Annotated in this window: 16 protein-coding genes; 1 reads left to right on the forward strand and 15 read right to left on the reverse strand. The window is 70.1% G+C overall.

Going from position 1 to position 14,242, the window contains the following annotated elements; translation table 11 throughout:
* Positions 1–36: 36 nt before the first annotated feature.
* From ACLQ6X_RS11060 to ACLQ6X_RS11100, 9 genes are all read right to left on the reverse strand, one after another.
* The gene (locus ACLQ6X_RS11060; protein WP_411700215.1) at positions 37–1,077 is read right to left on the reverse strand and encodes an ABC transporter substrate-binding protein; all 1,041 of its coding nucleotides are present in this window, start codon (positions 1,075–1,077) and stop codon (positions 37–39) included.
* On the reverse strand, positions 1,074–1,892 hold the full coding sequence (locus ACLQ6X_RS11065) for a metallophosphoesterase (protein WP_411700216.1): 819 nt from the start codon (positions 1,890–1,892) through the stop codon (positions 1,074–1,076). The genes ACLQ6X_RS11060 and ACLQ6X_RS11065 overlap by 4 nt, the downstream gene beginning before the upstream one ends.
* Complete coding sequence (locus ACLQ6X_RS11070) at positions 1,879–2,577, reverse strand: tyrosine-protein phosphatase (RefSeq protein ID WP_411700217.1); 699 nt, start codon at positions 2,575–2,577, stop codon at positions 1,879–1,881. Before ACLQ6X_RS11070 ends, ACLQ6X_RS11065 begins: the two co-directional genes overlap by 14 nt.
* Before the next feature lie 133 nt (positions 2,578–2,710).
* Positions 2,711–3,580 (reverse strand): MurR/RpiR family transcriptional regulator, encoded by an 870-nt coding sequence (locus ACLQ6X_RS11075; protein ID WP_411700218.1) that lies wholly within the window; start codon positions 3,578–3,580, stop codon positions 2,711–2,713.
* Positions 3,581–3,658: 78 nt separating this feature from the next.
* Positions 3,659–4,003 (reverse strand): UBP-type zinc finger domain-containing protein, encoded by a 345-nt coding sequence (locus ACLQ6X_RS11080; protein ID WP_411700219.1) that lies wholly within the window; start codon positions 4,001–4,003, stop codon positions 3,659–3,661.
* 26 nt (positions 4,004–4,029) lie between these two features.
* Positions 4,030–4,749, reverse strand: coding sequence for a DUF2510 domain-containing protein (locus tag ACLQ6X_RS11085; RefSeq protein WP_411700220.1), 720 nt, complete (start codon positions 4,747–4,749; stop codon positions 4,030–4,032).
* 41 nt (positions 4,750–4,790) lie between these two features.
* Complete coding sequence (locus ACLQ6X_RS11090; protein ID WP_411700221.1) at positions 4,791–6,437, reverse strand: FAD-binding dehydrogenase; 1,647 nt, start codon at positions 6,435–6,437, stop codon at positions 4,791–4,793.
* 38 nt (positions 6,438–6,475) lie between these two features.
* The gene (locus ACLQ6X_RS11095; RefSeq protein ID WP_411700222.1) at positions 6,476–7,477 is read right to left on the reverse strand and encodes an asparaginase; all 1,002 of its coding nucleotides are present in this window, start codon (positions 7,475–7,477) and stop codon (positions 6,476–6,478) included.
* Between the two features lie 4 nt (positions 7,478–7,481).
* Positions 7,482–7,868, reverse strand: coding sequence for a winged helix-turn-helix transcriptional regulator (locus tag ACLQ6X_RS11100; RefSeq protein WP_411700223.1), 387 nt, complete (start codon positions 7,866–7,868; stop codon positions 7,482–7,484).
* Between the two features lie 92 nt (positions 7,869–7,960).
* On the opposite strand from ACLQ6X_RS11100, the gene ACLQ6X_RS11105 reads away from it, so the two are divergent.
* On the forward strand, positions 7,961–8,809 hold the full coding sequence (locus ACLQ6X_RS11105) for an SDR family oxidoreductase (protein ID WP_411700224.1): 849 nt from the start codon (positions 7,961–7,963) through the stop codon (positions 8,807–8,809).
* A gap of 13 nt (positions 8,810–8,822) precedes the next feature.
* Here ACLQ6X_RS11105 and ACLQ6X_RS11110 read toward each other — a convergent pair whose 3' ends face one another.
* The 6 genes from ACLQ6X_RS11110 to ACLQ6X_RS11135 all read right to left on the reverse strand — a co-directional run bounded on the left by ACLQ6X_RS11110 (position 8,823) and on the right by ACLQ6X_RS11135 (position 14,167).
* Positions 8,823–9,254 carry a globin gene (locus ACLQ6X_RS11110; RefSeq protein ID WP_411700225.1) on the reverse strand — a complete coding sequence of 144 codons (432 nt, stop codon included), beginning with the start codon at positions 9,252–9,254 and terminating at the stop codon, positions 8,823–8,825.
* A complete protein-coding gene (locus ACLQ6X_RS11115; protein ID WP_411700226.1) occupies positions 9,251–10,354 on the reverse strand; it encodes a mechanosensitive ion channel family protein in 1,104 nt (367 codons plus the stop codon). The genes ACLQ6X_RS11110 and ACLQ6X_RS11115 overlap by 4 nt, the downstream gene beginning before the upstream one ends.
* Positions 10,355–10,415: 61 nt before the next feature.
* On the reverse strand, positions 10,416–11,096 hold the full coding sequence (locus ACLQ6X_RS11120) for a response regulator (protein WP_411700227.1): 681 nt from the start codon (positions 11,094–11,096) through the stop codon (positions 10,416–10,418).
* Positions 11,093–12,403: a sensor histidine kinase gene (locus ACLQ6X_RS11125; RefSeq protein WP_411700228.1), complete on the reverse strand. Its 1,311-nt coding sequence runs from the start codon at positions 12,401–12,403 to the stop codon at positions 11,093–11,095. Before ACLQ6X_RS11125 ends, ACLQ6X_RS11120 begins: the two co-directional genes overlap by 4 nt.
* A 10-nt stretch (positions 12,404–12,413) precedes the next feature.
* Complete coding sequence (locus tag ACLQ6X_RS11130) at positions 12,414–13,235, reverse strand: ABC transporter permease subunit (RefSeq protein ID WP_411700229.1); 822 nt, start codon at positions 13,233–13,235, stop codon at positions 12,414–12,416.
* Positions 13,232–14,167, reverse strand: a complete 936-nt coding sequence (locus tag ACLQ6X_RS11135; RefSeq protein WP_411700230.1) for an ABC transporter ATP-binding protein — start codon at positions 14,165–14,167, stop codon at positions 13,232–13,234. The genes ACLQ6X_RS11130 and ACLQ6X_RS11135 overlap by 4 nt, the downstream gene beginning before the upstream one ends.
* Positions 14,168–14,242 lie beyond the last annotated feature (75 nt).

Genomic DNA, 14,242 nt, shown 5'->3' on the forward strand with positions numbered 1-14,242 from the left:
GCCCCCGCCGCGCCCCCCCCCCCCCCACGGTGCTGGTTACTGGAAGAGCTCATTGAAGCGTGCGACCGCCGACGTCTTGGTGTCGTTGATCATCTCGAGGTCGGGCGAGAGGATCGCGATGTCGTCCATCGCCGGTGCTCCCTCGGGGGTTCCGACGTCGTTGCGCACGGGCAGGTAGGACTGCTCGACGGCGAGCGTCTGGCCGTCCTCGCTCACGAGGAAGTCGACGAACGCCTCGGACGCCTCCTGCTCGTCGGTGCTCGCGAAGATGCCGACCGGCTGCGACACGTAGGGCACACCCTCGCTCGGGTAGGACACGTCGATGGGCGATCCGGCCGCCTTGAGCTCGCGCACCAGGTAGTCGACGACGATTCCCACCGGCTGCGTGCCGGCGGCGACGGCCTGCGAGACCGGTCCGTTGCTGTCGGCGATCACGGGCTCGTTCGCGGCGAGGTCGACGAGCCAGTCGTCGCCGAGCTCATCGGTGGCGAGCCAGACGGCCGCGTTGTAGGCGGCCGCGCCGGAGACGTCGGGGTTCGGCATGGTGATCTTGCCCGCGTACTCGGAGTCGGTCAGGTCTTTCCACGAGGTGGGCGGGCTGTCGATCGCGGTCGTGTTGTAGGCGATGACGGTCGGAATGATGCGGGTTCCCGTGTAGAAGCCCTCGGGGTCGACGACGTCCTGGTTGAGGGCGTCGACGTCGGCGGGCGTGTAGGCCAGCAGCAGGTCTTCGGCGGCGTAGCCCTCGAAGGTGCCGGAGTCGGCGGCGAGCAGAACGTCGGCCTGCACCTCGCCGGTGGTGCGCTCGGCCTCGATGCGGGCGGTCAGGTCGCCCGTGCCGGCGCGGAACACCTCGACGGTCACGTTCGGCTGCTGCTCGTTGAAGGCGGCGACGATCGCGTCGATCTTCTCCTGGGGCTCCGAGGTGTAAACGGTGATCGTCGCGGCGTCGAGCTCGGCGGTCGTGCTCGCCGCGTCGTCGGCGGTGGCTTCGGGCTCCGCGGCCGTGCAACCGGTGAGTGCGAGGCCGAGCGCCACGAAAGTGGCTGCGGTGGCGACGTAGTGCTTGCGGTTCATGGTGTCCTTCGTAGTTGTGGTGCGGTTGTGGTGGGGGATGCGGGGATGGAGAAGAGGGGGCTCGGCGACTGCAGGCTCACGGGGGCCGTGCTCACCTGGTCGTCGGTGATCTGCACGAGCGAGAACATCGCGAGGTCGTGACCGCTGACCGCGGCGGGACCGGCGTTCATGATCTGGTGGTACGCGAGCGACGGGCCGACGGCCACGGGGAAGCCGCGGTAGAGGGCGGTCATCGGGTGGTGGTAGTGGCCGGCGAGGATGACCCGCACGTCGGATCCGGCGATGGCGTCGGCGAACGCCTCGGGCCGGCGCAGCCCGATCTTCGACAGGGCGGGCAGCGGCGAGGGCACCGGCGCGTGGTGCAGGGCGACGATGGTGCCCGTGCCGAAGGGTTCGGCGACCGCCGACGCGAGCCAGTCGAGCTGCTCGGCGTCAAGCTCGCCGGTGCTCGAGTCGAGCAGCACGATGCGCATGTCGCCGACCGTGGTCACGCGGTAATGGCCGTCGCGGTGGCCGTCGAGCACGCGCGCCTCGGCCCGCACGTCGTGGTTGCCGAGCACGGTGAACACGGGCGCCCCCACGCGTTCGCCGAGCGCCGTGAGCGCCCGGTCGATCGCGGGATAGGCGGCGGCGTGGCCGCGCTGGGCGAGGTCGCCGGTCACGATCACGGCCTCGGGCGTCACGCCCGCGGCGACGACGTACTCGCCCACCTGCTCGATACGGGCGACTCCGTCTACCTGGCCGTAGAGCAGTTCGCCGATGGTGGCGTGCACGTCGCTGAGGTGCACGATGGTGAACTTGTCAGTCCGTGTCATCCGTCTGCCCTCCCAGATTTTCACGAAGCGACCGCAACTGCTGCGCGGTCACCCCGTTGCGGATGAGGTAGGCCTCGGGGCCGCCGAAGCCGTCGAGCGTGCGGAGGGCGTGTTCGATCGCCTCGGCCGGGCTGTCGAGGTGCAGGCGCATGGCGTCGGCGTGGTCCGCGGGGTCGAGGCCGAGGGCGAGCAGGGTGGACTCGGCGATCGCGAACCGGCGCTCGCGCACAACGCCGGTCGAGAGCACGTAGTCGTCGACGACCTGCCGTTCGGTGTGGCCGGAGGCGAGCAGTGCCAGCGCCACGACGAGCCCGGTGCGGTCTTTGCCCGCCGTGCAGTGCACGAGCACGGGCCCGCGCGCGTCGGCGATCACGCCGACGGCCTCGCCGAGCTCACTACCTCGCTGGGTGATGAGGAAGTCGTAGACCCGCTCGAGCGTGCCGTCGATCGGCGGTCCGTCGGGCAGGCGGTAGAGCGGCACGTGGGCGACGGCGACGTCGTGCGGCGGGACACCGCGTTCACTGGTCTCGCGCAGGTCGAGCACGAGGTCGATTCGGGAGTCGCCCAGCTGCCCCGTACCGGTCTCGCCGATGTCGTCGAGAGCCGCCGATCGGGCGAGCCGGCCTGCCGCGGCCGTGGCTACCCAGCGGGCGTTGAACGTGCCCGCGATCTCGAGGCTCTGCATGGGATCCTGTCTCGTTACGTCGTTTCATTGGAGATGAAACGGGGTTACACGATTCAGGATGTGCGCGGCACGTGAACGCCCGGTAGACGCACGGCGACGCGAGCATCAACGTGGCGTCAACGAACCGACGTGGTTATTCGTCGAGTACGAGCGCCTCCGCCACGACGTCGCGCATGTGCAGGGCGTCGGTCTGCGACCCGCGGGCGAACAGCGCGGTGTGCAGCGTGTGCAGCACGAGCAGGTGACTCAGCCGGGAGAGGAAAGGGTCGACGTCGTGCGCCCGGCTGACCGGGCTGGTGATGAGCGAGATGTCGGCGAGCTGGGTCAGCGGCGATCGGGCGAAGCTCGTGACGGCGATGACCGTGGCGCCGCCCTCCTTCGCCGCGCGGCAGGCGCGAAGTGTGTGCGCGTTGGCGCCCGAGTAGCTCACGGTCAGGCACACGTCGTCGGCCGTGAGAGAGTGAGCGGCGAACTGCTGGCCGAGAACGTCGCTCGGCGCCTCGACGGGCCGGCCGATCGTAGCGAAGCGCATCGCGGCGTCCTGGAGCGGTGGCGCCGAGAACCCGGTGCCGACGAGCACGAGACGGCGGGCCTTCGCGAGGGCGTCGACGGCGGCGTCGATGCTGGCGACGTCGACGCTCGCGCGTCCGAGCGCGATCGCGTCCGCGGCATCAGAGAATACCCGGGTGAGCGGATGAGCCTGGTCGTCGAGCGTCTGCTCCCTCGGCGCGGCGCGGGCGATCTCGAGCCGGAGGTGCTGGAAGCCGCGGAATCCGAGGTTCTGACACGCCCGCACCACCGTGGCGGGCGACGTGTCGGCCGCGATCGCGAGCTCGGCGGTCGACCACTCGGTCACCTCGGAGGGCCGGGCGACAATCACCTGCGCGACGCGGCGTTCGCTCGGTCCGAGCAGGGGAAGGGCCACACGCAGCCGGGCCATGACCGTGCCGTCGAAGACTGTGCCGTCGGTGACGGCGTCGGTGACGGCGTCGGTGTCGTGCATCTGCGGCTCCAGTGGTCGTGAGTGCCCGCAGCCTACCGAAGCCGGGCGAACGGTTGGTGCCGCGCGGGCTGACCAGCGTCAGCGCAGCAGCGTCTGCCAGTCGGCCGGCAGGCGGTCGGCCGGCCCGGGCGCCGACTGGGTGAGCGGGTAGTGCTGGGGCGCGGCGAGCTGCGGGCCGTCGAACGTGTCCAGGGTCTCGAAGCTGTAGAACCAGGTCTCGCCGGGTTCGAAGCTGCGGATGACGGGATGCCCTGTTTCCCGCCAGTGGGCGGTGCCGTGCTTGCCCACGGAGTCGTCGCAACACCCGATGTGCCCGCACTGTGCGCAGCGGCGCAGGTGCAGCCACCAGCCCCCATCGGCCTCGCACTCCACGCAGACCGAGCCGCTCGGTGGCGCTGACGGGTCGATTCCTGTGTCGGTCATGGCGCCAGCCTATTCACCCGTGGGGGTCAGGGCACTAGTCCGGAGTCGAATACCGAACCCACGGCGAGCACCGCGGCCACGACGCCGAGGATGAAGTTGACCACGACGAGCGCGAGGTTCACCACCATCGGGGCGAGACCCGACCCGACGCGTCGACGCACGATGATCGACCGGCCGACCATGTACACGGGCGCGCCGATCACCGAGAAGAAGATCCACGCCCAGTGGAACGGCCGCGGCACGCCGGCCTTCTTGAGCGCGCGCCAGTCGAGCACGCCGAACAGCACGCTGAGGCCGATGACGAGCCAGCCGATGGCACCCTGAACGAGGTCGGCGGGCGCGATGGGCGGAGCGTCCGGATCGAGCGCGTCGGCCATCAGCTGGTCGAAGGTGGCGAACGTGTAGAGGTTGATGACCAGCCCGACCACCGGCAGCAGTGCGAGCGCCCAGATGAACGGGGTGTAGGGCGACGTGCCCGCGGGCGCGGCGAGTTCTTCGGCGCCGTAGGCCGGCCCGTTCGCGTAGGCCGGCGCGTTCGCGTAGGCGGGTGCGCTGCCGTACGCGGGTGTGCTGCCGTAGGCCGGCGCGACACCGGCCGGGGGCGTGTGCTCCACGGGTGCCTGGGCCGGCGCCGGCTCGCCGTAGGTGTCCGACCAGGCGAAACCGTTCCACCAGCGGGTGCGGCTGCTGCCGGCGGGGTCGGGGTACCAGCCGGCTGGCGGCGGTGAAGAGTTGACATCCGTCATGAGGCTCCCTCGGGTCGTAGCCAAAGCCTAGCGAACCGGGATCACCCGCGTGCGACCGCCCGGCCCGCCTCGCGGCCGCTGAAGATGCACCCGCCGAGGAACGTGCCCTCGAGCGAGCGGTAGCCGTGCATTCCGCCGCCCCCGAAGCCGCTCGCCTCGCCGGCCGCGTACAGGCCGGCTATCGGTTCGCCGCTGCCGCCGCGCAGGGCCTGCCCGTCGAGGTTCGTCTCGATGCCGCCCAGCGTCTTGCGCGTCACGATGTGCAGCTTCACGGCGATGAGCGGCCCGGCCTTCGGGTCCTGCAGCTTGTGCGGCTTCGCGACGCGGATGAGCTTGTCACCCCGGTAGTTGCGCGCCTGACGGAGGTCATTGATCTGCGCGTCTTTCGAGAACGGATTGTCGAGCTGGCGGTCGCGGTACTCGACCTCCTGCCTGGCGCGGGCGACGTCGATCACGCCGTCGTCGATCTTCGCGAGCAGCTCGTCGAGCGTGTCGGCCACGAAGAAGTCGACGCCCCGACTCTTGAACGCCTCGACCGGACCGGTGGCGCCCTTGCCGAGCCGCTGTCGGGCGAGCTCGCGCACGCTCTTGCCGGTCAGGTCGGGGTTCTGCTCGCTGCCCGAGAGGGCGAACTCCTTCTCGATGATGGACTGGGTCAGGATGAACCAGGAGTGGTCGTGGCCCGTGGTGCGCAGGTGCCGCAGCGTTCCGAGCGAGTCGAAGCCGGGAAACAGCGGCACCGGCAGGCGTTTGCCCGTTGCATCCAGCCACAGGCTCGACGGCCCGGGCAGGATGCGGATTCCGTGCTGCGCCCAGACGGGGTCGAAGTTCGTGATGCCCTCGACGTAGTGCCACATGCGGTCGCCGTTCACGAGGTGGGCACCGGCGTCGTCGGCGATCGCGAGCATGCGCCCGTCGACGTGGGCCGGCACGCCGCTGAGCATGCGGGTGGGCGGCGCGCCCATGTCGGCGGGCCAGAGCTCGCGCACCAGGTCGTGATTGCCGCCGATGCCGCCGCTCGTGACGATCGTCGCCCCGGCGTGCAGCTCGAAGTCGCCGACGACCTCCCGGTTGCTCGCCACACCGCGGGCCGCGTCGTCGGCCGCGAGCACCGCCCCGCGCGCCCCGACCACGGCGCCGTCGCTGACCACAAGGCCGTCGACCCGGTGGCGGAACCGCAGCGTCACGAGCCCCCGGTCGACCCCGTCGCGCACGGCGTGGGCGAACGGCTCGACGACTCCCGGCCCCGTGCCCCAGGTGATGTGAAACCGAGGAACGGAGTTGCCGTGCCCGTTCGCGGTGTAGCCCCCGCGCTCGGCCCAGCCGACCACGGGGAAGAAGCCCACCCCGCGCTCCCTCAGCCAGGCACGCTTCTCACCGGCCGCGAACTGCAGGTAGGCCTCGGCCCACCGCCGCGGCCAGCGGTCGTTCTCGCGGTCGAAGCCCGCGGAACCGAACCAGTCCTGGCGTGCCAGGTCGAGGGAATCCCTGACCCCCATGCGACGCTGCTCGGGAGAGTCGATGAGAAACAGGCCGCCGAACGACCACCACGCCTGCCCGCCGAAGTTCGACTCCGGCTCCTGCTCGAGCACCGTGACGGTCTTTTCCGCCGCCACTAGTTCGGCGGTGGCGACCAGGCCGGCGAGGCCCGCGCCGATCACGATCGCGTCGGATTGCTGCTGCGGCATAAGACTCCTTTGTCTGACGCTGGCTGTTTCTGGAGAGACTAGTAGGTGTCGAAGATGTGCTGGATCTCGTCGTGGTCGCGAGTGACGGTCAGGGCGAGGCAGGCGAGGATGCGGGCGCGCTGCGGGTTCTGGTCGTCGACCGAGATCCAACCATTTACCTCGGCGCGGCTCGCGCCGACGGCCGTGACGTGGCCGCTGCCCGTGCGGGTGGCGCGCACGACGATGCTGCCGGCGCGGCGCGCGGCCTCGAGCGGCTCGATCATGCGGGTGGCGACGGTTCCGTTGCCGAAGCCGGCGTGCACGATGACGGCATAGCGTGCCGCGGCCAGCAGTTCGCCCACGGAGTCGTCGAGGCCCGAGTGCGCGTAGACGACCGCGGCCTTCGGCAGGGCGTCGACGGCGTCGAGCCGGAACTCGGTCGCGGTCGTGTGCGGGCGCACGACCGCGCGGTAGTAGAGCACGCGGCCGGCGACGACCACGCCGAGCGGACCGTACGCCGAGGCGAACGAGTCGACGCGCAGGCTGGTCGACTTGGAGACGTCGCGAGCCGAGTGGATCTCGTCGTTGAGCACGACGAGTACACCCTGTCCTCGCGAGGCGGGGGCGGATGCCGCGGCGACGGCCGCGTAGAAATTGAGCGGCCCGTCTGCGCTGAGTGCGCTGGCTGGCCGCATGGCTCCCGTGAAGACCACCGGTTTGCGGGAGTCGAGCACCAGGTGCAGGAAGTAGGCGGACTCCTCGAGCGTGTCGGTGCCGTGGGTGATCACGACGCCGTCGACCTCGGGCGATGCGAGCAACGCCTCGACGCGTCGAGCGAGCGCGAGAAGGATGGCGTCCGTAACATCCGACGAATCGATGCTCGCGAACTGCTCGCCGGTGAGTCTGGCCAGCAGAGCCGCCTCGGGGACCGCCGCGATCACGGCGTCGACGCCGCTCGTGCCGGCCCGGTACCCCGTGGTGTCGGTCGCGGAAGCCGCGGAACCGGCGATCGTGCCGCCCGTCGCGACGACGACGATGCGGGGGAGGGCGGTAGCGGTCATCGTCCTATTGTGCCCGCTGCGGGCGGGCGACGATCTCGTCGGCGTTGTCGGCGATCCAGCCCATCAGCGGCAACAGGCGGTCGGACAGCTCGCGGCCGAGCGCGGTGAGGCTGTAGTCGACGCGCGGCGGGATCGTCGGCTGGGCTTCGCGCAGCACGAGCCCGTCTGCCTCGAGCGTGCGCAGCGTCGAGGCGAGCATCTTCTCGCTGATGCCCTCGATCGTGCGGCGCAGTTCTCCCCAGCGCAGCGGCTGCTGCGAGAGGGCGATGAGAACGAGAACGCCCCACTTGCTCGTGACGTGGTCGAGCACGGTGCGGCTCGGGCAGTTCGCGGGCAGCACGCCCGCCGTGAAGCCCAAGCCGGTCAGGGTATGCAGATTACTTACTTCCATGTGGGTAACTTACCTAAAAGTGGGTACCCGCGCTGAGGAATGTAATGTGGTGAGCCCGAGTTCTCGTAGGTACCAACCCCCGAAAGGACACCATGTCTCTCGTTATCACCGGTGCAACCGGCCAGCTCGGACGCCTCGTCGTCGAATCCCTCCTCTCCCGCGGCACCGCCGCGGCCGACATCGTCGCAACCGGACGCTCCGTGGCGAAGCTCGCCGATCTGGCCGACCGCGGAGTGGCCGTCGCCGAGCTCGACTACACCAAGTCGGAGACCGTGGCCGCCGTGGTCAAGCCCGGCGACACGCTGCTGCTCGTCTCGGGCAGCGAGGTCGGCCAGCGCGCCGCCCAGCACGCCACCGTGATCGCCGCCGCGAAGGAGGCCGGCGTGGCTCGCATCGTCTACACCAGCGCTCCCGCCGCGACGACCTCCGCGCTCGTGCTCGCCCCCGAGCACAAGGCGACCGAGGAGGCGCTCGTCGCATCCGGGGTCCCGTTCACCATCCTGCGAAACGGCTGGTACACCGAGAACTACGCGGGCGAGGTGGAGAAGGGCCGCGAGAACGGCGGCATCGTCGCGAGTGTCGGCGACGGCCGCGTCGCGAGCGCCAGCCGCAAGGACTACGCCGAGGCCGCCGCCGTCGTGCTGGCCGGTGACGGACACGAGGGCCGGGTGTACGAGCTCTCCGGCGACGTGGCCTGGGACTTCGACGAGCTCGCCGCCGCGATCTCGGGCATCGTCGGCCGCGAGGTCGTCTACACGCGTCTCTCACCCGAGGAACACGCGTCGCTGCTCGCCTCGTTCGGACTCGACGAGGGGACCGTCGGGTTCGTGGTGGCCCTCGACGGCAACATCCGCGACGGACTGCTCGGCGTCACGACCGGCGACCTCGGTCGGCTCATCGGTCGCCCGACGACGCCGCTCGCCGAGGGCCTGGCCGGCTAGCGCCCGGCTCGGGTCACTCGTCGAACGTGTTCACCATCGCGTGGGCCGCGCGGTCGAGGTAGGCCCAGAGGGCGGCGTCGTGCAGCGGCGAGAGCTCGAGCGAGTCGACTGCGACGCGCATGTGCTGCAGCCAGCGGTCGCGTGCGTCGGGGTTGACCTTGAACGGCATGTGCCGCTGGCGCAGTCGCGGGTGGCCGCGCTCCTCGGAATACGTGCCGGGGCCGCCCCAGTACTGCTCGAGAAAACCGGTGAGCCGCTGGATGGCTCCCTCGAGGTCGGCCTCGGGGTACATCGGAAGCAGCACCGGGTCGGTGGCGACGCCCTCGTAGAAGCGCCGCACGAGGCGCTCGAACGTGGGGCGGCCGCCGACCTGCTCCCAGAAGTTGCCCTGAACGCTCTCGCCGCTCTGGCCGAGCCGGAGGGTCACGGGATTCGGTTCGCTCATTCTGTCGTCCCTTGCGGCTTGGCCGGCGCGTCGGGGCTGTACCCGCGCGGGTCGGCGGGGGGAGCGGCCGGGGTGCGCTTGGCCCGCGGCGCTTTGACCGCGGTCGACTGCACGGCGACCGGCTTGGTCTTGGGCGGACGCGCGCCCTTGACGCTCGTCGCCCCCTCGAACCCGCTCAGGGTGATCGAGTTGAGCGCGGGCATCCTGACGTCCATCTCGTCGAGTGCCCGCTTGAGCCGACTGCGCAGTTCGCGCGCCACGTCGTCTTTTGCGGCCGAGCGCGTCTTGACCACGATGCGCACCACGATCGCCTCCGCGGAGATCGACTCGATGCCCCAGATCTCGGGCCGTTCGAGCATGCGGCTGCGCCACTTCGGATCGGTCGCGAGCGCCACGCCGGTCTCGAGCATGCGCTCCTGCACCGCCTCGACGTCGGCGTCGTAGGGCACGGCGAGGTCGATGATGACCCGCGACCAGCCCTGCGACATGTTGCCGACCCGCAGGATCTCGCCGTTGCGCACGAACCACAGGGTGCCGTTCACGTCGCGCACCTTCGTGATGCGGATGCCGACGTCTTCCACGACGCCGGTTGCCGGCCCCAGATCGACGACGTCGCCGACTCCGACCTGGTCTTCCGCCACCATGAACAGGCCGCTCAGCACGTCCTTCACGATGTTCTGCGCGCCGAAGCCGAGACCGGCACCCAGCGCCGCGGTGATGAGCGAGAACGCCCCGATGATGTCGGGGAACAACGCCACGATGCTGAGCAGCACCGCGAGGGTGACGACGACGGCCGTGACCACGTTGTTGAGCACGCTGCCGAGCGTGCGGGTGCGTTGCACGACGCGCACGGCGGCGAGCGGCGAGGCGAAGAGCGCCTGCGTGTCTTCGACGTTCTGCTTCTTCTTGACCCCGTGCACGACGCGGTCGACGAGCCGGTTGATCACGAGCTGCAGAACGAGACGCACCGCGACGGCCACGAGGATGATCACGACGACCTGCAGGGGAGGGGTCGCGGTGTAGAAGGCGGAGATGTTCGCCCAGGTGCCGGCCCAGTCGATGCCGGGCGCCGGAGCGGGAGTAGTTTCGGTCAGAACCATATTGCTCCCAGTGTATTCGCGCGCCGCTGGCAGCACTCTGGCCGTTCAGTCGACTGGCCGTTCAGCCGACGAGCCCGCGCTCGTAGGCGAAGATCACCGCCTGCACCCGGTCGCGCAGGTCGAGCTTCTGCAACACCCGGCCCACGTGTGTTTTCACGGTCGACTCGGCGACGAAGAAGCGCTCCGCCATCTCGCCGTTGGAGAGTCCCTCGCCGATCGCGGTGAGGATCTCCCGCTCGCGCGGGGTGAGAAGGGCGAGGGCCTGGTCTCCGGGCGGATCGGTCGCCGGAAGCCTGGCCCCGAACAGCTCGAGCATGCGCCGCGTCACACGCCCCGAGATCGCCGCCTCGCCGCTCGCGACGGCGCGCACGGCGGCGAGCAGTTCTTCGGGCCGGGTGTCTTTCACGAGAAAACCGCTCGCGCCCGCTCGCAGTCCGCCGAACGCGTACTCGTCCAAGTCGAAGGTGGTCAGGATGATCACCCGCGACAGGGGAGACCGTTGCAGGAGGGCCCGTGTGGTCGCGATGCCGTCGAGGCCCGGCATGCGCACGTCCATCAGCACGACGTCGGGGTGCAGCTGCTCGGCGAGGCGCAGCGCGTCGTCGCCGTTCGCGGCCTCGCCGACGACGCGGATGCCCGGTTCGGCCTCCAGCAGCATGCGGAATCCCATGCGAACGAGGGCCTGGTCGTCGACGAGAAGCAGGCGGATGTCCGTGGTGGCGTGGGCTGCAGCATCCGTCATTCTCTGGTGTCCTTTTCGATCGTTGTGGTGTCTTCGACGTCGGATTCTGTATCGATGGCCGAGGGGGTGTCGTGCGTGAGGGTGGCGACGACCGACCAGCCTCCGCCCGGGCGGGGCGCGGATTCGATCGTGCCGCCGTACAGCGCCACCCGTTCGCGCATGCCCACGGTGCCCCGCCCGCCTCCCGGGGTGGGGGCTTCGACGACGGGACCGTCGTTCGTGACCGACACCGTGACCTCGCTCGGTTCGTAGCGCACGGTGACCTCGGCGACCGCGGGTATCGCCGAGTGACGCAGCACGTTCGTGAGCGACTCCTGCACGAGTCGGTAGACGGTGAGCTGCTCGGCGGGGTCGGCCGGCGGGGCACCCTCCGAGCTGAATCTGACGACGAGTCCTGCCGCCCGGAAGCGGGAAACCAGGTCGTTCAAATCGGCGATGCCCGGCTGGGGCCCGAGCTCGCCGGGCAGGCCGTCGTCGAGCAACCCGAGCATTCGGCGCATGTCGGTGAGCGCCTGACGGCCGGTCTCGGCGACCTGGCGCATGGCGTCGGCCGCCCGTTCGGAGTCGGAGCGCGCCGTGGCGGCGGAGCCTTCGGCGAGGGTGACCATCACGGTGAGCCCGTGCGAGACGATGTCGTGCATCTCGCGGGCGATACGGGCGCGCTCGTCTGCCGCGGCGAGCCTCGCCCGCTGGTCACGTTCCCTCGCGAGCTGCGAGGCGCGGTCGAGCAGGGCGACGACGTACCGTCTGCGGTTGCCGACGTTGATCGCGACGAGCACGACGATGAGGAGGAAAGTGGACGCGGCGAAGTAGTTGGCGACGATCTGCCCCAGCTCGTCGGAGATTACGGCGCCGACATAGGTTCCCGCCGCAGTGACGACAACGACGGAACCGGCGAAACCGATCCAGACAGCGCGTACCGAGCCGTAGACGGCGAGGGCATACAGGGCGTAGGCCGGGAGGGCGGCGTCGACGGCGCTCCACGCGGCGGCGGAGAGGATCACGAGCACCCACGAGACGACGAGCACGGTCCACGGGCGGTTGCGACGGAAGAGCAGGAGGAGGGTGCCGAAGAGGTCGAGCGCGAGCCCGAAGGGAACGATCTCGCCGGCGTAGAACTCGTCGCCGAAGGTCGGGCCGATGTGCAGCGCGACCGACGGCACGCCGTAGCTGGCGGCGATGAGCGCGTCGGTCCAGCGCGGGTGGCGGTACCAGAACTGCCGGATGACCCCGGGCGGTTTCGGCAGACGCAGGTCTCCCTCGACCGGAACGACGTTCCGATCGAGGGAGGTGGGCCTGACTGTCATTCCGTGGACTCTACGCGTCCCGACGCTTCAGCAGTACCGCACCGGCGATGAGGCTGACCGCCACCCAGGCGACCACGACCAGGGTGTTCTGCCACTGTTCGAGGCCGTTCGGGTCGAAGCTCTCGGTGAACATTCCCGTGCCCGCGTTCGAGAACAGGTAGGGCATGAGGTCGAGGGCCCACTGGGCCTGCGTGAGTCCCGCGATGAGCTGGAGGATGGTCGGCAGCAGCAGGATGACACCGAGGGCGGCCGCGATACCGCCGGCGCTGCTACGCAGCACGGTGCCGAGACCGAGCGCGAAGAGCGCCACGAGGCCGAGGTACAGCGCCGCGAGCACGAGGTTGCCGAGGAGGGAGCTGTCGCTGAAGTCGGCCGTGATGTCGAAGCCGGAGAGGATCGGCAGCGCCACCAGCAGGGCGGCGAAGACGCTGATGAGGCCGACCACGAAGGTGGTCACGAAGAGCACGACGGCCTTCGCCGCGAGTGCCGGCAGGCGCTTCGGCACGGCGGTGAGCGTGGAGCGGATCATGCCAGTGGAGTACTCGCCGCTGATGACGAGCACACCGAGCACGGCGACCACCAACTGGCCGATGTACAGGCCGAAGGTCGCCGTCTGCACGATGTTCAGGTTGTTGCGGGTGGGGTCGGGCACGGGCTCGCCGAAGCCGAAGCTCGACGCGAGCAGCGCCGCGATGCCGATCGAGGCCGCGACGACGATGGCGTACGACCAGACGGTCGAGCGCACGCTGCGCAGCTTGATCCACTCGGAGCGGACGATGCCGATCGCCGACAGGCGCGTGTCGGGGCGGGCGGCGAGGGTGGTGGCGGTCATCGGGCTGCCTCTTCCGTGTTCGTGGCGGGGGTGCCCGCGTGGTATTCGACGTCGTCCTGCGTGAGTTCCATGTAGGCCTCTTCGAGCGATGCGCCGACGGGGGTGAGTTCGTGCAGCGGGATTCCCGCCTGCGCGGCGGCTTCGCCGATCACGGGGGCGGTGAGGCCGGTGATGGTGAGGGCGTTCTGTTCGGTCGTGGTGATCGTGACGTCGGCACCCTGCAGCAGCGCGGCGAGCTGGTCGGCGCGCGGGCTGCGCAGTCTGACCGACGTGCGCGTGGAACTGGCGAGGATGTCGGCGACGGGCGCATCCGCGATGATCTTTCCGCGGCCGAGCACGATGAGGTGGTCGGCGGTGAGTGCCATCTCGCTCATGAGGTGGCTCGAGAGGAAGATGGTGCGACCCTCGCCCGCCAGGTGACGGGCGAGCTGACGCACCCACATGACACCCTCGGGGTCGAGGCCGTTCACGGGTTCGTCGAGGATGAGCGTGGCGGGGTCGCCGAGCAGGGCCGCGGCGATTCCGAGGCGCTGGCCCATGCCGAGCGAGAAGCCGCCGACGCGCTTGCCGGCGACCGACTCGAGGCCGGTGAGGCCGATGACCTCGTTCACGCGGGCCTTGCCGATGCCGTGGGTTGCGCCCATGGCGAGCAGGTGGTTGTAGGCGCTGCGTCCGGTGTGGATGGCCTTGGCGTCGAGCAGGGCGCCGACCTCGCGCAGGGGTGCGGCGTGAGCGGCGTACGGCTTGCCGTTTACCACGACGCTGCCCTCGGTCGGGCGGTCGAGCCCGACGATCATGCGCATCGTGGTCGACTTGCCGGCGCCGTTCGGGCCGAGGAAGCCGGTGACCATACCCGGCTTGACGGTGAAGCTGATGTCGTTGACGGCGGTCTTCGCCCCGTAACGCTTGGTGAGTCCTTCTGCCTGAATCATGGTCCCAGCCTACGGAGTCGGGGATTCGTCAGTATCAGGCGCGAGGGGGAGATTGAGGGCGCACAGTCATACCGC

This window comes from Conyzicola sp., assembly GCF_046714715.1.
In the GTDB taxonomy this organism is placed as follows: domain Bacteria; phylum Actinomycetota; class Actinomycetes; order Actinomycetales; family Microbacteriaceae; genus Conyzicola.